General features: G+C 58.6%; 13 protein-coding genes and 1 tRNA gene. 10 read left to right on the top strand and 4 right to left on the bottom strand.

What is annotated here, in order from left to right:
- Positions 1 to 219: 219 nt before the first annotated feature.
- The 5 genes from HHJ06_RS05070 to HHJ06_RS05050 are packed head-to-tail and all read left to right on the top strand — an operon-like array spanning position 220 to position 7,379.
- Entirely contained in the window at positions 220 to 1,479 is a 1,260-nt protein-coding gene (locus HHJ06_RS05070) for an ABC transporter permease (RefSeq protein ID WP_251841425.1), read from the top strand.
- 5 nt (positions 1,480 to 1,484) lie between these two features.
- A complete protein-coding gene (locus HHJ06_RS05065) occupies positions 1,485 to 3,092 on the top strand; it encodes an ABC transporter permease subunit (RefSeq protein ID WP_215428195.1) in 1,608 nt (535 codons plus the stop codon).
- Positions 3,093 to 3,120: 28 nt separating this feature from the next.
- Positions 3,121 to 5,370, top strand: coding sequence for an extracellular solute-binding protein (locus tag HHJ06_RS05060; RefSeq protein ID WP_215428194.1), 2,250 nt, complete (start codon positions 3,121 to 3,123; stop codon positions 5,368 to 5,370).
- Positions 5,371 to 5,373: 3 nt separating this feature from the next.
- Positions 5,374 to 6,351: an ABC transporter ATP-binding protein gene (locus tag HHJ06_RS05055; protein WP_215428192.1), complete on the top strand. Its 978-nt coding sequence runs from the start codon at positions 5,374 to 5,376 to the stop codon at positions 6,349 to 6,351.
- A gap of 20 nt (positions 6,352 to 6,371) precedes the next feature.
- Complete coding sequence (locus HHJ06_RS05050) at positions 6,372 to 7,379, top strand: ABC transporter ATP-binding protein (RefSeq protein ID WP_215428190.1); 1,008 nt, start codon at positions 6,372 to 6,374, stop codon at positions 7,377 to 7,379.
- Between the two features lie 104 nt (positions 7,380 to 7,483).
- Here HHJ06_RS05050 and alr read toward each other — a convergent pair whose 3' ends face one another.
- Positions 7,484 to 8,587 (bottom strand): alanine racemase, encoded by a 1,104-nt coding sequence (alr, locus tag HHJ06_RS05045; protein WP_215428188.1) that lies wholly within the window; start codon positions 8,585 to 8,587, stop codon positions 7,484 to 7,486.
- A gap of 213 nt (positions 8,588 to 8,800) precedes the next feature.
- Here alr and HHJ06_RS05040 point away from each other — a divergent pair.
- From HHJ06_RS05040 to dgt, 5 genes are all read left to right on the top strand, one after another.
- A tRNA-Val gene (locus tag HHJ06_RS05040) sits at positions 8,801 to 8,875 on the top strand.
- A gap of 154 nt (positions 8,876 to 9,029) precedes the next feature.
- Positions 9,030 to 9,962, top strand: coding sequence for a DUF5655 domain-containing protein (locus HHJ06_RS05035; protein WP_343206604.1), 933 nt, complete (start codon positions 9,030 to 9,032; stop codon positions 9,960 to 9,962).
- Between the two features lie 109 nt (positions 9,963 to 10,071).
- Positions 10,072 to 10,941 (top strand): EamA family transporter, encoded by an 870-nt coding sequence (locus HHJ06_RS05030; protein ID WP_215428184.1) that lies wholly within the window; start codon positions 10,072 to 10,074, stop codon positions 10,939 to 10,941.
- Between the two features lie 119 nt (positions 10,942 to 11,060).
- The gene (locus tag HHJ06_RS05025) at positions 11,061 to 13,310 is read left to right on the top strand and encodes a multicopper oxidase domain-containing protein (protein WP_215428182.1); all 2,250 of its coding nucleotides are present in this window, start codon (positions 11,061 to 11,063) and stop codon (positions 13,308 to 13,310) included.
- A 67-nt stretch (positions 13,311 to 13,377) separates the two neighbouring features.
- The gene (dgt, locus tag HHJ06_RS05020) at positions 13,378 to 14,700 is read left to right on the top strand and encodes a dGTP triphosphohydrolase (protein WP_215428180.1); all 1,323 of its coding nucleotides are present in this window, start codon (positions 13,378 to 13,380) and stop codon (positions 14,698 to 14,700) included.
- Positions 14,701 to 14,716: 16 nt separating this feature from the next.
- Here the strand turns inward: dgt and HHJ06_RS05015 are convergent, their stop codons facing one another.
- The 3 genes from HHJ06_RS05015 to HHJ06_RS05005 all read right to left on the bottom strand — a co-directional run bounded on the left by HHJ06_RS05015 (position 14,717) and on the right by HHJ06_RS05005 (position 19,384).
- Positions 14,717 to 17,083: a PDZ domain-containing protein gene (locus tag HHJ06_RS05015; RefSeq protein ID WP_215428177.1), complete on the bottom strand. Its 2,367-nt coding sequence runs from the start codon at positions 17,081 to 17,083 to the stop codon at positions 14,717 to 14,719.
- A gap of 275 nt (positions 17,084 to 17,358) precedes the next feature.
- Complete coding sequence (locus HHJ06_RS05010; RefSeq protein ID WP_215428176.1) at positions 17,359 to 18,312, bottom strand: S1C family serine protease; 954 nt, start codon at positions 18,310 to 18,312, stop codon at positions 17,359 to 17,361.
- 403 nt (positions 18,313 to 18,715) lie between these two features.
- On the bottom strand, positions 18,716 to 19,384 hold the full coding sequence (locus HHJ06_RS05005; protein WP_215428174.1) for a hypothetical protein: 669 nt from the start codon (positions 19,382 to 19,384) through the stop codon (positions 18,716 to 18,718).
- Positions 19,385 to 19,390: the final 6 nt, after the last annotated feature.

Genomic DNA, 19,390 nt, shown 5'->3' with positions numbered 1-19,390 from the left:
AACGGGGATGCCTGCATGTTAGCAAAGGCTCACAAATTTGCATTGCTACTTGCCTCACATGCCACAAACCAGTAGAGTTCTGCGCGACGAATGAAGACCTATATCATCAGACGACTCCTTCTCATGCCCCTGACGCTCCTGGGGGTCACGTTCCTCGTCTTTTGCATAACCCGTTTTGTCCCGGGAGGTCCCATTGAGCAGATGATGCAGCAGCAGAGCATGAGTGCCCTGTCCGGCCAGAAGGCGGGCTCCCAGCGCGGAGACAATAACCTGAGTGAAGCGGATATGGAGCGGCTGGAAGAACAGTACAGCCTGCAGGAACCCATCATCACCGCCTATCTGCAATGGCTGGGGGTGCTCCCCAAAAAGATTTTCATTTCCCGTGAGGAGTTCGGGGACATCGGCGGCATGGAACCGTCCGACACGGAGGATGAATATTCCGGCATTTCCGATACGCACACCCGGATCAATCTGAATGAAACCGGGGAACAGGTCGTCGTCGTCCGTCCGGACAAGAATTCCGGCGACGTGAAGGATGCCTTTTTTTCCGGCACGCCATCCCGGAAAGCCGCCACGGAAGGCTGGACCGTGGACATTGAATCCCCCATGGACCGGGCGGAACGCTGGGCGCGCCGCATGAGGCAGACGGACAACACGGCGGCCGTCCAGGATAAGGCCAAGAGTTATGCGTGGCGCGCCGTGATGTACAAGACCAGCTTTGACGGACTGCTGCAGGGCACCATGGGCAACTCCTTCAAGTACAATGAACCTGTGTGGGACATGATCAAGGAGCGCATTCCCGTCTCCCTGTACTTCGGCATCCTGAGCGCCATCATCACGTACTCCGTCTGCATACCCCTGGGGGTGGTGAAGGCCATCCGGCACAAGAGCCTGGTGGATAACATTTCTTCCGTCCTGATTTTCCTGGGGTACTCCGTCCCCGGCTTCGCCCTGGGCGCGGTGCTGGTGGTATATCTGGGCGCGCGTCTGGAATGGTTCCCGCTCTGCGGCCTGACGTCGCCGGACTTTGCGGACATGGGCTTCTGGGCGCAGGCCGGGGACCTGCTGCACCACACGGTGCTCCCGCTGATCTGTTACGTGGTCAGCTCCTTCGCCATCACCACCATGATGATGAAGAACAACCTGATGGACAACCTTTCCTCCGACTACGTCAGAACGGCCATGGCCAAGGGCGTAAGCTTCAAGGGGGCCGTGATCAAGCACGCCTTCCGCAACTCCTTCATCCCGATCGCCTCCACGCTGGGCAGCCTGATCAGCCTGATTGTGGCCGGCTCCATGCTGGTGGAAAAGGTCTTTGATATCCAGGGCTTCGGCATGTTGAGCTATCAGGCCCTGATGGACAAGGACTACGCCCTGATCATGGGCACGCTGCTTCTTACCTCCTTCCTGATGGTGCTGGGCAACCTGCTTTCAGACATCATCGTGGCTGCCGTGGATCCCCGCATTAAATTTGAATAACACACATGGTTAGAAAACTGGCATACCTTCTGGTCATTCTGGCGGTCCTCACCGCCGTGGGAGAGCTGTGCGGCCTGCTCCTGCCCACGTTGAGCTGGCCCTTCACTGTCTCGCGGGAAATGAGCATGCTCAACATCGTCTGCACGGACCAGAACAACGGCGGCATCCTGACGCCTCAGGGAAAATTCCTGTGGTTCGGCTGGGCCTGCGTGCTGGTCATGGCCGGGGTAGGATTCTGGATCATGCTGAAAGGCCCGCGCCGCTTCCATCCCACGCCTATTACGAAGCGCCGCATCCAGCGCTTTAAAAGCATCTCCCGCGGCTACGTTTCCCTGGTCATCCTGCTGGTGCTGACGCTGCTGGCCTGCATGGACCAGTGCCTGGTGGGCAAGCGGGCCCTCCTTGTAGTGCAGGACGGTTCCTGGTACTTCCCCGCCATCATGCGCAAGGTGTACCAGGGCTCCACCTTCGGCCAGACCGGAGACTTTGCGGATGCGGAAGCCAACTACCGCGAACTGAAAAAGCAGGCCGGACAGCCCGGCAAGCCCTCCCTGGTTATCATGCCCCTGGTTCCGTACGATCCCACGGGGGATTCCACCAATCCCGGTTCCGAGGCCCTGACGGTGAATGAAGACGGCCTGGTGTGCGAGTCCAATGGCAAGCCGTATTCCGGCCTGGCCTCCCGGCTGCACAAGGATGAAGAAGCCCTCCCCCACATCAGCTACAAATTCCGCAAGGGGAAAAAGGTGGACCGCGCCACCGGCTGGCTGGAAGACCGGACGGAGGTATACAGCGCCACCTATGAGAACAACACGATCGTGGCGGAACATTACAGCGGCCCCGGCACCAAGGAGGACTTCCTGAAACAGACGGACGAAAACAAAATCAGCCGCATCTTCTACCACCCGGCCCCTCCCCTCAAGGGCGGCCACCTGCTTGGCACCAACACCCAGGGGGCGGACATCCTGGCGTACCTGTATGGCGGACTCCAGGTGAACATGAAGGCCGCCATCTTCTATCTCCCCATCGTGTACTTCATCGGCATCACCTTCGGAATGATGATGGGGTACTTCGGCGGCATGTTTGACCTCGGCATGCAGCGCCTCATTGAAATCTTCTCCCAGGTTCCCTTCCTGTTCATCATCATGATCATTTCAGACATGGTGCCGCTCCAGATGAAGGGCATGTTCCTGATTATCAGCCTGCTCATCATGTTCGGGTGGATGTCCATGACGTACCAGCTCAGGACCTCCACCATGAAGGAAAAAGCGCGGGACTACGTGGCGGCCGCCCGCGTGCTGGGCGCTTCCACCAGCCGCATCCTCTTCATCCACATCCTTCCGAACCTGGTCGCCATCCTGGTCACGCTGGTTCCGTTCAGCGTTTCCGCCCTGATCCTGGCCCTGGCTTCCCTGGACTACCTGGGCTTCGGCCTGCCGGACACGTACGCCAGCTGGGGTCGCCTGCTCAATGACGGCCTGGCGGACCTCTCCGCCAGCTGGGTGGTCACCTCCGCCTTCGCCGCCCTGGTGATCACGCTCCTGCTCGTCACCTTCATCGGGGAGGCCATCCGCGAGGCCTTCGACCCCAAGAAATTCACCACTTATAAATAATAAAAGACTCCTGTTCCTCCACATACCCATGCTCAAGCTGTCCACCATCCTCCGCACCCTCCTTTCTTCCATGGCGCTGTCCTTCCTGCTGACAGCCGGCGCCGGCTGCAAGGATTCCTCCCAATCCCAGGGGGTGGGCTGGCAGCCTAACGTGCCTTTCGGTACGCTTCCTCCGGGGTTTGACTCCTTCCCGGAGCGGTGGAACAAGCAGGTCAATGACCGCCTGGCACGGGAAGAAGCCGCCAAGCAGAAGGAAATCAAGAGCCTCCGGGATCAATTCTTCAAGGAGGAAGACCCCAAAATCAGGGAAAAGCTGCAAAGCAAGCTCATTGCGGATGAAGCGGCCCTGTCCGTCATCCACCGCAGGCAGACGGAAGGGGACTACATCAAATTCAAAACTCCTGCGGACATCCCCCAGGACCTTAAATGGGAAGACGGGCTGGACAACCCGGAAATAGGAGACCCGGCCGCCAAAAAAGGCGGCGTGCTGCGCCAGTGGGCCCCGGGGTCCTACCCGGACACCTTCCGCCCCAACGGCCCGAACAGCAACAGCGGCTTCCGCGGCCCCCTGTATGATGAAATCATCATCGGTCTCGTCTCCATCCATCCGGTCACCGGAAAAATCATCCCCGGCATTGCCCACAAATGGGCGGAAACCGCGGACAGGCGCACCGTTTACTTTGAACTGGACCCGGACGCCCGCTACACGGACGGGGCCAGGGTGAAGGCCATTGACCTGCTGGTGAACATGTACATCCGCACCTCGGAATACAGCCGGGACGTCTTCTACAACAACTTCTTTTACCAGAACGCGTCCAACATCACCATCTACGACGACAGCCGCTTCTCCATCACCCTCCCCTTCGCCAAACCGCTGCTCCCGTACTACTGCACGCTGTTCATCCCGTCCCCGCCGCACTTCTACTGTGAATTCGGCCCCAGTTACGTGGAACGCTACCAGTGGCGCGTGCCGCCTACCACGGGCGCCTACGTGGTCAAGCCGGACGGCATCATCCGCGGGCGCCAGGTAACACTCCAGCGCGTACCGGACTGGTGGGCCAGGGACAAGAAGTTTACCAAGTACATGTACAACGTGGACCAGATCGTGTACAACTTCATCGCGGAACCGTCCAAGGCCATTGAACTCTTCCGCATCGGCGAGCTGGACGTGATGAACATCACAAAACCGGAGCTGTGGCACGAACGCATGGAAATTCCGGAAGTCCATAACGGCTACATCAACCGCAGCACGTTTTTCACCATCTACCCCCGGCCTCCCTACGGCCTCTTCCTGAACACCTCCAAGGCCCCCTTCAATAACCTGGACGTGCGCCTGGGCTTCCAGTACGCCCTGAACATCCAGAACATCATTGACATCACCTTCCGCGGAGACTACCAGCGGCTCAACTCCTACAACTCCGGCTTCGGCAAATTCACCAACCCCTACATCAAGGCGCGCCCCTACTCTCCGGAACAGGCCCGCGCCTGCTTCGCCAAGGCCGGATACACGATCCCGTGCCCGGACGGAATCCTGCGCAAGCCGGACGGCACCCGGCTCACCGCTGCCATTACTTTCCCCAACTCCTCTCCCTCCCTGGCCTCCACGCTGGGCAAGCTGAAGGAAGACGCCCGCAAATGCGGCCTGGAAATCCAGCTGGACCCGCTGGACTCCACCGTGGCCTTCCGCAAGATCATGGAAAAACGCGTTCAGGCCTCCTTCATGGCCTGGGGCTTCACCCCGCCCCATCCGATGAACGAACAGGGCTTCCATTCCCGCTACGCCTATGACGAGCGCGGCAGCCTCATCACCTACACCAACAACATCTGCGCCTACGCGGACAAGGAGATGGACAAGCTGCTGGACGCCGAAACGAACGCCGCTACGGAAGACGAACTGCAAAAGGCCACGTGGAAGGTGCAGCAGAAAATTCATGACGAAGCCCTGTGGGTCCCGGCCTGGACCACGGAATTCGTCAGGCTTGGCTACTGGCGCTGGGTCAGGTGGCCAAACAGCGCCACCACGCAATTCTGCCATCCCGTCGTGTTTGACCCGATGGAAAGCTACCTGTACTGGGTGGACAACGACATCAAGAAGGAGACGATGGAAGCCAAGCGTGAAGGAAAAACCTTCGAGGAAGTGGACGCCGTGTACGACCAATACCGCTACATGGATTCCATCGACAGCCTGGACAACAAGGAAGGGAGCGGCAAACTGCCGTCCGTGCCCGTCATCCCGGAAAACGGCAGCCCCCTGGAACCCTCTGCAACGGAGAAATAACAAGTGAGCGAACCCCTGTTGGAAATCAAGAACCTGGTCACCGGATTCGAGACGGAATCCGGCCTGCTGAAAGCGGTGGACGGAGTCAGCTTTACCGTACCCAAGGGAACCTGCGTAGGCATCGTGGGGGAATCCGGTTGCGGTAAAAGCGTTACGGCCATGTCCATCGTGCGCCTGCTGCCCCAGCCCATGGGGAAAATTCTGGACGGGCAAATACTCTTCAAGGGCCGTGACCTGGTCCAGGCCAGGGAGACGGACATGCACGGCATCCGCGGCCGCCACATCGGCGTCATCTTCCAGGAACCCATGACGGCGCTCAACCCCGTGCACAGCATCGGCAGGCAGATCGGGGAATCCCTGATGCTCCACCGGGGAATGAACGCCAGGGAAGCCCGTGACGCCGCCATCCAGCTCCTGCAGCGCGTCCGCATTCCTGCCCCGGAACAGCGTGTGGACGAATTCCCGCACCAGCTCTCCGGAGGCATGCGCCAGCGCGTCGTCATCGCCATCGCTCTGGCCTGCCATCCTGAACTTATTATTGCGGATGAACCCACCACGGCGCTGGACGTCACCGTGCAGGCGCAGATTCTCTCCCTGCTCAAGGACCTTCAGGCGGAAATGGGCTCCTCCTCCATCCTCATCACCCATGACCTGGGCGTCATCGCGCAGAGCTGTGACTCCGTGGTGGTCATGTATGCCGGCCGCGTGGTGGAAAAAGCCCCCGTCCGGGAACTCTTTGCCAATCCCCGCCACGCCTACACCAAGGGACTGCTGGCCTCCATCCCTCAGTTAAGCTCCGTGCGCAAAACCAAGCTGCCGACCATTCCCGGCCAGGTGGCCTCCATCGCGGACTTCGTGCCCGGCTGCCGCTTCTGCCAGCGCCAGGGCGTCCCCGTGGAAGAACTGACGGAACGCCCCCCTCTGGTGGAAATATCCCCGGACCACTTTGTGGAAGCCTGCCCCCGCTGCGCCAACCTTTAACCTTTTCCCCTTCTCTCGCCATGCCGGAACCAATCTTGCAAGTCAACAACCTGAAAATGTACTTCCCCGTCCGCTCCGGGATATTCCTGCGGCAGGCGGGCTGGGTCAAGGCGGTGGACGACGTCTCCTTCAGCATCTACCCCGGAGAAACGCTGGGACTGGTGGGAGAATCCGGCTGCGGAAAATCCACCATCGGGAAAAGCATCGTGCGCCTGCTGAAACCTACGGGAGGCTCCATCCTGTTCAACGGCAAAAACATCGCCAGGCTCTCCCAGCGGAGCATGCGCCCCCTGCGGCCGCACATTCAAATGGTTTTCCAGGACCCGGCGGAATCCCTCAACCAGCGCCAGTCCATCGGCCAGATTGTGGCGGAACCCTTCGTCATCCACCGCATGGGCACTCCCGCCGCGCGCCGGGAATGGGTGCGCGGCCTGCTGGACCGCGTGGGAATGCCGGACAGCGCCATTGACCGCTTTCCCTTTGAATTCTCCGGAGGCCAGCGCCAGCGCATCGGCATCGCGCGCGCCCTCACGCTGAACCCCAGCCTCATCATCCTGGACGAACCCGTTTCCGCGCTGGACGTCTCCGTCCAGTCCCAGGTGCTCAACCTGCTGCTGGAGCTTCAGGAAGAACGCAAGCTCTCCTACCTCTTCATTGCCCATGACCTGGCGGTGGTCAAGCACATCTCCGACCGCGTGGCGGTCATGTACCTGGGGAAAATCGTGGAAATGTCAGATGCGGAAACCATCTACCAATCCCCCAAACACGCCTATACCAAGGCGCTGCTGGATGCCATTCCGGAACCGGACCCAGCCAGAGCCAACAAGCACCAGCCCTTGCCCGGGGACGTCCCCTCCCCCATCAACCCGCCGCTCGGCTCCGCCTTCGGCCACCGCATCCAGCACCCCTCCTATCCGGAGACGGTGGGGGCGGACCTCACCCCCGTGGAAATAGAACCGAGCCACTGGGTAGCCCCGGACCCCTGCTCCCTGGAACCGGAGGACTGGAACAAGGTGCGCCAGCGATAACCCTTCCCGGAATTTACCCATTCCCGCCGGGAGCGCCGCAAACCACTGCGGCATCTTAAAAATTTGCGTCCTTTCAAGGGCGCCTGAAATCCGCCGCTTCTCCGTCACACATAAATGCGCGGCACGCGGGCGCTGATGCTGGTCAGCACGTTGCTGGGAATGGTATTTGCGCGGCGCGTCAATTCCTCCCAGCTCACGTTCGGGCCCATGATCTCTACCAGGTCGCCGGTCTCCACATGGTCCATGTAGGTGACGTCCACCATAATCTGGTCCATCGTCACGCGGCCCAGCACGGGGCAGTACTGGCCATTGATATACACGCGGGCACCCTGGTTGGACAGGTATTGAAGATAGCCGTCCGCATAGCCGATGCCGATGGTAGCCACTTTCGTACTCCCCTTGGTGATATAACAATGGTTGTAGGAAACGCCGTGGTTGCCCGGCAGCTTGCGGATCAGGGTGATGCGGCTGTACAGGGTCATGGTGGGCTTCAATTCCTTGTTATAGGGGGAAGGCATGGGGGAAAAACCGTACAGGATTCTTCCCAGCCTTACCATGTTGGCGCAGGGAACCTTGTAATTGAACACGGCTGCGCTGCTGCACAAGTGCCGGAACTCATACTGGTAGCCGGAGGAAAGTTCGTTCACCGCCTCCGTAAACCCGCTGATCTGCCCGTGCGTGAAGGAAATATCGTCAGAAGCCGCGGACAAATGGGAAAACACGCCTTCCAGATGAAGGTGGTCCAGCTTCCTGAGCTTCTCCGTCAGGCCGTGCAGTTCACTGGGAAGGAAACCGCTGCGCCCCATCCCGGTATCCACGCCCACATGAACGTGTACGGGCTTGTTATACAGGGCGCCCAGGGAATTGAAATGCTCCGCCTCCTCCATGCTGGAAAGGGCGGCGCGCCAGCCGTTCTGCACAATCTCCTCCCGTTCTCCGGCAAAACAGGGTCCCAGAATAAAAGGGCACGTCTTCACGCCCGTATCCCGCACCCGGGCGGCTTCCGCCACGGTCGCGACGCCGAAAAAGGCGCACCCCTCGTTATCCAAAGCCTTCACCACTCCCTCAAGACCGTGGCCGTAAGCCTCCGCCTTCACAATGGCCATCTGCCGCTGGTCCGGCATGATGCGGCGGACGACGCTCAAATTATGCCGTAACGCGTTCGTATCAACCTCGGCCCAGGCTCTGGGAGGGCTTGTGCAACTCATGCCCGGAGTGTAGAAAGGCGCACTATACTGTACAAGCCGGAAATCAGCCACCTCCCCACTTTCCGGAACGGAACCCGGAAAAATGTGTCCCCATCCGGAGGAATGAATCCGGAAACCCTGGCGGAAGAAAAACAACGCCTCTTTTTCACCCGCCTTCAAAAAACTCCTTGCCAATCTCCTGCTTGGACGATATATTCCCTCCGCACTGCAAATGCGCGGTTAGCTCAGTGGTAGAGCACATGCTTCACACGCATGGGGTCACTGGTTCGAAACCAGTACCGCGTACCATCTTCACAAACGCCCCGGAATCCAGTATTCCGGGGCGTTTTATCTTCAGGCAAGGACAGGATTAATGAAACAGTCCTGTCTTTCTGCATGTTGATTGTCTTGTCATCTACTCCTTCCAAGGATAGCATGTTTTCAATATCCCATATTTTCTGCAATGCCGCTTTATAATTCAAATTCAAAACTGGAAGTATTGAACCAGATCAAGAAAACCCCGTTCAAGCTGGAACGGGAGATTCAACATCTGGTGGAAGCGAATTTGAATACGCTGCTTGGACTGGAATTCGTCAAATCCGAATTCACGATCTCCGGTTCCGTTCAGCAACTGCGAATTGACACGCTGGCTTTTGACAGGAAGAACAAGGCGTTCGTCATCATTGAATACAAGCAGGACAAGAGTTTCAGCGTGGTCGACCAGGGGTACGCCTATCTTTCCGTAATGCTTAACAATAAGGCTGATTTCATTCTGGAATATAACGAATCCCGGAAGGAGCCGTTGAAACGCAATAGTGTGGACTGGTCCCAATCCCGGATCATTTTCATTTCCCAGAGCTTCACCCCTTATCAAAAAGAGGCGATTAATTTCAAGGACCTGCCCATCGCCCTGTGGGAAATTAAAAAATACAGCAATCAAACCATCAGCTTTGAAGAAGTCCGGAAGCTCAACGCAACGGAAAGCATTAAAACGGTTTCATCGGAAAACAGCGCCGTCAATGCCGTCAGCAAGGAGGTTATCGTCTACACGGAGCAAGACCGGCTGAAGGATATTCCGGAAGAAGTGCGGGATGTTTACAACAGCCTCAGAGAAAAAATTCTTGATTTGGGCAACGTTGAAATAAAGGCTACCAAGCTTTATGTCGCCTTCACGGTCAACGGCTCGAATTTCACGGATATCGCCTTGCAGAAACAAGGCCTGAAACTCTGGATCAACCTTCCCCAAGGCGAATTGGAAGATCCCTATAAACTCGCCAGGGACGTTTCCAGCATCGGCCATCACGGCAATGGCGCGTACGAACTGGCTGTAAAAAATGCGGACAAGCTGGATTATATCCTTACCCTGATCAAACAGTCTTATACGCAAAAGGCTTAAGCCGTCCTGACCGGGGCAATTTCCTCCCCCCCCCTCCGATTGGAGGCAGTGCGCCTTATGCCACGGGCATTGACTTGCCGGAGCGTCCCCCGTATGGTTTCCGCTCTTCATGTCTGCGCTGCTGATCACGTCTTTCATTTGGGCGTTGTCATTCGGGTTGTTGGGGAACTTCCTGTCTGGCTTGCCTGCCAGTTTTGTCGCCATGGCGCGCATGGCCGGGGCCCTGGCCGTTTTCCTTCCTTTCCTGCGGAAGACCCCGCCGCACCATGCCCTGGCCATGATGGGCATAGGCGCCGTGCAGTTCGGAGGAATGTACCTGTGCTATATTGCCGCCTTTCATTACCTGCCCTCCCACCAGGTGGCCCTGTTCACGGCCACAACTCCCATTTACGTGGTGCTGGCGAGTGCGATGATCAAAGGAAGGCTGTCCAGTCTTCACATCGCGGCTGCCGTTCTTGCCGCCGCAGGCGGCGCAGGAATTCTCTGGAACGGGTACACTGCCGGCAAGGGACTTCTTACGGGCATTCTTCTGGTGCAGCTTTCTAATCTCTGTTTTGCGGCGGGCCAGATAGCCTATGCCTCCTTGAAGGATTCGTGGTTTAAAGGCGGCGAAGCTTCCAGTTTTGCCTATGCCTACGCGGGAGCCCTGCTGGTTACCGTGCCCACGGGGCTTCCCGCAGGACTGGCATGCTGGCGGGAGATTTCAACCGTGCAATGGTGGCTGCTGGCCTATCTGGGCGTGGTCGCCTCCGGAATCTGCTTTTTCCTGTGGAATTACGGCGCGCGCAGAGTGGCTCCCGTCAAGCTCGCCATCATGAATAATCTCAAGATTCCCCTGGCGGCGTTTACCTCCCTGGTCCTGTTCGGAGAGAGCACCAGCATTCCCCTGCTCGCCCTGGGGAGCGTGCTTATCCTGGCCTCTTTTCTGGTTACTCCGGTTTCTCCCGGGAGGCGCCCCAACGATGAGCCCAGGGGTTAATACGGCAGTTTTTGTCCCCCTTTCCGTCTTTCACGGAAACCATGACACGGCGCCCGGCGTTCATTTTGAACCGGAGATGGAATGGGCGGGTCTTTTCTGGAGGTAATTTTTTCTTACTCATGTTCAAGCTTTCCTCCCATTTTTTTCCATTGCTGTGCTTCCTGGCGGTACAGCTTTCTCCCTCCCTGGCCAAAACGGTGGAGTATGATTTGTACGTCCGGAACGCTCCGGTTAATTTCACCGGAGTCACGCGCCCCGCCATGACCATCAACGGGAGCATTCCCGGCCCCACCCTGCATTTTACGGAGGGGGATACGGCCGTGATACGGGTGCATAACCTGATGGATACGGAGACGTCCTTCCACTGGCACGGCCTGCTGGTGCCCAATGACCAGGACGGCGTGCCCTACCTGACTTCCGCCCCCGTGAAGCCCCATACCACGCATACTTATACTTTCCCTATTATCCAGAACGGCACGTACTGGTACCATTCCCACAGCGGCCTTCAGGAGCAGAGCGGGCTGTACGGCGCGTTCGTCGTCCGCAAACGGCCCGGCGACCCGGCTCGCAGGACGGAAGACTCCCTGCCGGAGTACACACTGGTGCTGAGCGATTGGACCAATGAGAATCCCAACGAGGTCAACAGAAAGCTTCACACGGGGTCGGACTGGTTTTCCATCCGCAAGGGGAGCGTGCAGAGCTACTGGGAGGCCCTGCGCGCCGGGTACCTGGGAACCAAGCTGACCAGTGAATGGAAGCGCATGAACGCCATGGATGTGAGCGACGTGTTTTACAACCGCTTTCTCCTGAACGGAACCCCTCAGGCTTCCCTGCCCCGGCTGAAGGGCGGCGACCGCATCAGGCTGCGCATCGTCAACGGAGCTTCTTCCACGTATTTCTGGCTGAGGTACGCTGGCGGCAAGATCCGCGTGGTGGCGAGCGACGGCAAGGACGTGGTTCCCGTGGACGTGGACCGCATGATTATTGCGGTTTCCGAGACTTATGATGTGATCCTGACCGTGCCGGAGTCCGGCAAATCCTTTGAGTTCCAGGCGACGGCGGAGGATACCACCGGGTCTTCCTCCCTGTGGCTTGGCCATGGGGAGAAGCAGCCGCTGCGCCCCTTTCCCAAACTGAATTATTTCAAGAAGATGAAGGAGATGAACGGGATGATGACCATGGGCGGCAATATGAAGATGATGAAGATGAATTCCGGCCCCATGTCCCGCCAGATGCATCATCACGGCATGTCCGGCGGCATGCCGGCCTCTCATTCCGGAAATATGGGGATGATGGATATGAAACCCGGTTCCTCCCACGGAGGAGGCCATGGGAACATGCAGGAGGACGGGGAGGGAACCACCCTGACTTACGATATGCTGAAGTCCCCCTCCCGCACCAACCTTCCCTCCGGCGTTCCCGTGAAGGAACTGCATTTCATGCTGACCGGGAACATGAACCGCTACGTGTGGAGCATGAACGGGAAGACTCTTTCAGAGACGGACCGCATCATGATCAAGGAAGGGGAGAATGTGCGCATTATCCTGACCAATAATACCATGATGAGGCATCCCATGCATCTGCACGGGCATTTTTTCCGGCTGGTGAACAGGCACGGAGATTTTTCGCCGCTCAAGTTTACGGTGGATATCCAGCCCATGGCCACCCAGGTGATTGAGTTCAACGCCGCGGAGAAGACACGCGGCAACTGGTTTTTCCACTGCCATATCCTGTACCATATGATGAGCGGCATGGGGCGCATTTTCACGTATGAGGATTCTCCGCCCAATCCGCAGCTTCCCCATCCCATGCGCGCGCTTCAGCGCGTTTACGATATGGACCGGATGTGGTACCTGACCGTGAATAATGATTTTGCGTCCAACGGGAACATAGGGGACCTGGAATTCGGGGGCACCCGCTGGAGCATACAGGGGGAATGGCAGATAGGCTACAAGGATACCCATGGTTATGAGGCGGAGGGACGGCTGGGCAGGTACATCGGAGAAAAGCAGTGGCTTTATCCCTACATCGGCGTGGATTGGACCTACCGCAAGGGGGAGGCGGGGGAACGCAACATGTTCCGCCAGACCACTAAAAAGGACCGGGAAGTGGACGGCACCCTGGGCGCCCGGTACACGCTCCCCATGTTCCTGATTGCTGACGCGCGCATTGACACGGACGGAAAGGTGCGCCTGCAATTGGAACGGGACGATATTCCGCTTACCTCACGCCTGCGCCTATCCTTTTCCCTGAATACGGACCGGGATTATTCCGTGGGCCTGCATTACATCCTGACCTCCCACCTCAGCATTTCCACCAATTACGACAATAACCTGCACTGGGGCGTGGGCCTGATGCTGACCTATTGAACGGCCGCCCCATTTTCTCCTGTTCCATCCGGGCATTCCCCTGTAGCATTCCCGTACCATGCCAGGGATGATGAATTGGGAACAGCTTTTGTCGGATACCCGGTGCGGGTCCACGCACCAGAGCACCACGCCCCCGCAGAAGGACCGGAACGAGTACGACAAGGATTACGGCCGCGTGCTGTTTTCCAGCGCCTTCCGCCGCCTTCAGGATAAAACGCAGGTGTTTCCCCTGGGCCGCAATGATTACGTGCGCACGCGGTTGACCCACAGCCTGGAGGTGGCCCACATCGGTTCCTCCCTGGGCATGCACGTGGGCCATTTGCTTGGGGAAAAGCGGAAGGAGCTGAATGCCATTATGAGGCCTTCCGGACTGGCCACCATCGTTTCCACCGCCTGCCTGGCCCATGATATCGGGAATCCCCCCTTCGGCCATTCCGGGGAAGACGCCATTGAGTCCTCCCTGGCGCGCCACGGCGTGACTCATCCGTTTGAAGGGAACGCCCAGGGGTTCCGCATCCTGACCTGCACCGGGGACCCGATGGAAGGCAAAGGATTGAAGCTGACGTGCGCCATTCTGGGAGCGTTCATGAAGTACCCCTGTACGCAGTCCTATTCCGCCGCAGTAAAGAAGAAGGCGTTTATTCCCGCCAACAGGCTGGAATGCAAGAAATTCGGCATCGGGGAGCCGGAACGGGAGGCCGCTTCCTTCGTGGCGGGAGAACTGGGACTGCTCCCCCGGCATCAGCCGGGAGCTGCGGAGCTGTGCTGGTGCCGCCATCCCCTGGCCTACCTGATGGAGGCCGCGGACGATATTTGCTACCGCATTGCGGATATTGAAGACGGCTTTTTTTCCGGCCTGCTGGATTTCAGCCATGCCAGGGAGTTGTTCAGTCCTTTCCTGAAGGAACGGCAGCTCAAGTACGTGGCGGAACTGGCCCAGCAAGGGGAAGAAGCTTCCTGCGTCCATTACATGCGGGCCATTGCCATCGGCGCCAGCATCCAAGCCGCCGTGAACAGTTTCATGGACCACGAAGAGGAGCTTCTGCAAGGGAGGATGGAGCAGTCCCTGATAGACAGTTCAACATTGTCCGCCGCGCTGGACGGCCTTTACAGGTATGCCATTGAGAACGTGTACCAGGCCAGGGAGGTGATTGAGGTGGAGGCCATGGGCTACAAGGTGCTGGGCGAGCTGATTGACTTTTTCATGGAGTGGGTGAACCATCCCTCCTCCGGACAGGCCAGAAAAGTGGCCATCATGCTTCAGGGCGCCAAACTGCCCAAGGATGATGCAGGGAGGGACGCGCGCCTGACGCACATGCTGGATTACCTTTCCGGCATGACGGATTCCTTCGCGCTGGAAACATACCGGAAATTGACCGGAATCCTGTAGTTCCCGGCAGCGCGGGTCAAAGCTGCATGGCAACGTTTTTGTTTTCCTGGTTCCTCCTGATGGTCACTTTCAATTCGCCGGAGGGCGGCAGAAGCTGTTCCAGGCTCTTCACTCCGCGCACCTTGCGACCGTCCACCGTCAGAAGCACGTCGTTGGGCTGAATGCCGGCGGAGGAACACGGGCCATCCTTCTGCACCTTCACCACAACCAGCGCACTGCCCAGGTCTTCCGGCATCAGGCCGAAAACGGACAAGTCTCCCTCGCCTTCCGCCACCCTCACTTCAGCGCCCAGCCTGCGCACCCGGACCGCCGCGGGAGCCGTGCCCCCCTTTTTTCCGCTGTTCCCTGCGGTTCCCGGAATGTCCGGCGTTCTGGCCAGGGCTTTCAAATGCGGGGAACGCACGCCGAAACGGTTCATCGGGAAGTTGCGGAAGCCCAGCTTGAGCGCCGGGGAGGAGGAGCGGACGGAAAAGTCACCCTTGCCGGGATTTACAAAGAGGGCGTCCCCTTTTATGGAACGCCGGTCGTTCCCGGACTGTCCCGCCAGCCCGGAGGCCTTTTCCGTATTTTTCATCCCTTCCGCATGGACGAAATTCCTGTCCATATTCTTTCCCCACGGGGAAAAGTCCATCTTGCCCGCCTGGCGGTAGCGGTCTTCAAAAACAATGTTGCTGTAAAATTCATCCCCGCTTTCCCGGAACCACACGTGCGGATGCAGCGTGTTGTTCACAAAAATGTTGTTGTACACCTTCCGGAAGAATCCCTCACGGAGCTTGAGTCCGGAGGAGAGCATCACATTGTTGCAGATCACATAGTTGGAGGACCCATCGTCCAAATCCACATCCCACCCGTGGTCACACCGCCAGCGGTTGTTCCGGAGCACATTGGGCTGAAGGCAATCCAGGAGCACCACATTCCGGTCCTGGCTCAGCGCCATCTGGTCCCCCGCCCAGTACCGGTCCCGGCCCCAGGAGTTGAAGGAGCCATGGTCACTGGTTTCCCTCACCGTATCAAAGACATCGCAATATTCCACAACATGGCCGCCAAAGGCCCCCTCCCCGATGTTGATGCCCGCACGCGGGACCTCGTAAATGGAACAGCTGCGGACGGTAATATTCCGCGCCAGGGAGATTTGCACCCCGGCCGTCTGCTTTTCCACCAGTCCCGTGCGCCAGATCAGGCAGTCGTCCACCAGGCAGGTGGACGGGAATTTCCCGTTTTTGGGCCCCGGCGTCCTGTCCAGCTTCTCCAGGGCCATTCCCCGGGCTTCCCCGTAGTCCCTGGGTCCCCGGTAGGCGGAACGGTCCCCCACCAGGGCCACGCCGTTTCCCCCCACTTCATGGATATGGCAGGAGCGAACCTGGGCACGGTCATTCTTTCCATCCACAAAGACGGCATTCCCTCCCAGATGGACGAACTCACAGCCCAGGATACGGCAGTTTTCCGTATTGCGCAGCAGAACGGCCCCGCTCCGGAAAATGGTCCAGTCACTTCTCAGCAGGGGTTCCCGGTTTTCCATGAAGGTGCGCCGCGTTCCCGTCAGCACCAAGTCGCGGAGAGTGACGTTTTTCACGGGTGCGCCTTCCTTCCCCTGAAGGCGGACCAGCTCCGGAAGCCCGGTGGCTTCCACCACGGCCCGGGATAAATCCGTGCCCGGTTCCGGATACAGGTAGAGCACGTTTTCCCGCCTGTCCAGATACCATTCCCCGGGAGCATCCAGTTCCTCAAAGATGTTTTCCACAAATTTGTACCTGTCATGCGGAGGCGAGGGACGGTTGTTCTGCCAGCCGCCCTCCGTGACCAGTCTATCTCCCTTTTTGCCGGTGATGCGGAAGTGCATGTCCCCCCACATGCGCGCATGAAGGGCGTGCAGGAATCCTCCTTCCGGATTTTTCCAGCGCGCCACACGCCTCGGGCTGTCCGCGTCCGCAGATGTTCCGTTGAAGATGCGGGCTTCCGGGTCATGGTTGGGGTACCGGGCCATGTGCATGGGTTTTCCATTAACCATCAGCACATCCATTTCCAGTCCGGCGGGTACGGAAGCCTTCATGATGCCGTCCCTGAACGGCTGCCAATCCGCGGAGAACGGCACGGCGCCGCTCAATACCGCCCTGCCCGGGTTTTGGGCGCGGATGGTCAGTCCGGAGTGCTCCGGACGAAGGGCCAACGGTTCCCGCAGGTAGTAAATGCCGTCTGCCAAAATAACCTGGCATTTTCCCCGGGCACCTTCTCCGGCTTTCCGCACGGCGGCTTCCACGGAACGCATGGGGAGCTCTTCCGTTCCCGCATGGGAGTCATTCCCGGCGGGGGAAACAAAAATATCCGCGCCCCATGCACAGGAGGCGCACCACAGCATCCCCCAAAGACAGTTAAGACCATTCATACCATTTTCTGCGTAAAAGCCGTTGCGGGAACCGGCCCTCTGAAAAACTTCCCGTTTTCATCATGCAAGCCAGTCCCTCTGATGAAAACAATACGGCATTCCCTCATTCGTTCTTTCCCCGCACCCATCCTTATTTTTCCGTTTCTTCAAGGAACGATCCGCTTTTCCGGAAGGGCAAGAACAACCCCTCCCCCTCATAAGAAAAAGGCTGCCCCACCCGGGGCAGCCGTCCTTAACATAATGATCATGGATTTCTCCACTATTTCATGAAGACGTTAAAAGCAGAAGTTGGTTTCTATGTGTTTCAGACGTTCCCTGACGGCTTCCGGAACGGCCTCCTTTTCCTCCTGCGTATTGTAGGGGCCGGAGTACAGGACTTTACCGGAGGCATCCGTCACATGGACGGTGGTGCCCGTCTGGGAACTGGAAGAAACCACGATGGTTCCTTTGGCGTCCGACATCTGGACGGAAGACGAGCTGTGGCCTCCGCCGGAAACCTTGCCCATGGGAGGCATGGGCATCTGGTGAAGCCCCTGCAGGCTCCGGAGCATTTGGGCCGCCCCGGGCGTCAGGTCCATCCGGCTGATGATGTCATCCATGCGGGAATCATCAATGGCGGAGTCCTTTAAAAAATCATCCATCATCTGCTGCATGTCCAGGATGCGCTGCGGAAGAGCAGACCGTCCGGCCATTCCCGCGGGCGGGGCCATTTGGCGCCGTACGGAGGGGACCACGCGCGGCTGCGTGCGGGGGTCTCCCTGGGCGGCTAGTATTTCCTCAGCGGAAAGCGTTCCTCCATCCAGCGTGATGTCCGCCGTTTCCCTCTTGCCCTTGCGGTAAAATACCGCCGTAACCTTGTCTCCCGGCACTTTGTCAGTGAGGGCTTCCGTCACGGACTGCGGACCGGACAGGGAGATGTCACCCAGTTTGACAATGACGTCATTTTCCTTCAGTCCGGCCTTGGCGGCGGGACTGTCCGGCATGATTCTGGTCACCAGCACTCCGGGGAATCCGCTCAACTCCAATTGCGCCACCACCGCCTGCGGAACCGTACCGGGCACAATGCCCAGCCTGGCGGGTCTGGAGGAGGGGAGAGGCCTGGTCTGCGGGGTATACGGCGTCAGGGGCGGAGGCTGGAGGGGGTCCGTACTTCCAGCGGGCCGGTCAATGGAATATCCGGAGCCCGAACCTATCAGCAGTCCCAAGGTCAGAAAGATACAGGTTTTCATATCCATGTGAGATAATATACAGCATCCGTCCGTGCAATGTTCAAAATTTACACATTTTTTTTACAGCCCCCAGCCACCCTGCCGGCTCAGGTTCATCACGGAGCGCCGGAAGGGCCCGCAGAAGGAGCATTACGGGAATAAAGGGAGCCGGACAGCCAGAGGGGGGGAGAAAGTTCTTTTCCCAAACAGGGAACCGGGTGGCATTCCCCCGTATTCCTTCAGTTGCCACAGAAGGGCGGCGGCTCTCCCCGACTGTTCCCGGCCGCAACGGAGCCTCATGTGAACAACCGGGCCATACGCGATTACGGCCGCACTGCCGGGCGCAAAAGATTCCGGCCTGCGCAACGTCACCGACGGTGCACGGAAAGAGAAAAATTCCTCCATTGCCCCAGACGGCAGCTTCTCAATATTCCTTTTCAGGAAGAATCCTGCGGATGACGGCGGGGGCGATCACGGGCACGCGTTCGTCCCCTCCCTGCAATTCAAAAAGGGTGGGCTTCCGCAGTTCACGCTTTTCTCCGGGGAGCATCGGCGCCTGCGCCTTTTCAACCCCGGCTTCCATGCCGTTCCCTCCGGCCACCGTGCCGCCGGACGGCGCCAGCGTATTCTGCATAATCAGGACAGCGCCCACGGCGGCGGCCACGGAAATGCCGGAAATATAGACCAGCCGGCGCCACAGGGGCATTTTCACCGTTTTTTCCTGCTTCACTTCCCCGGCACAGTCCATGGCCCGGGCCATTTTGCACACGGAGAATTCCAGAATGGACGAGGCGGAAAGCCTTTTCAACCGGGTTTCCATTTCACGCTCGGATTCAGCGCACATCAGGGAACAGCACTGTTCCCTGAACAGAACCCTCGCGGGAGAAGGGCTTAAACGCTTCAACAGGGATTCCATCTCACGGAGTTCCTCATCAGAGATTTCATCATGCCGGAGACGGGCATTCAGGGGGAAGATTTCCTCACACTTTCCGGCCAGGCGGGAAATCAGTTCATCGGATACGGGAAGGGGCTGCATGGCGGCAGTACCGCCGCCTTCCTCCCCTGCGGCAGATGATGTTGTTTCATGTTTCATAAGAGC

Source organism: Akkermansia muciniphila (genome assembly GCF_018709685.1).
GTDB classification, from domain to species: Bacteria; Verrucomicrobiota; Verrucomicrobiia; order Verrucomicrobiales; family Akkermansiaceae; genus Akkermansia; species Akkermansia muciniphila_E.
Note: the sequence above shows the minus strand (reverse complement) of the source record. Positions and strands in the feature narration are given on the sequence as shown.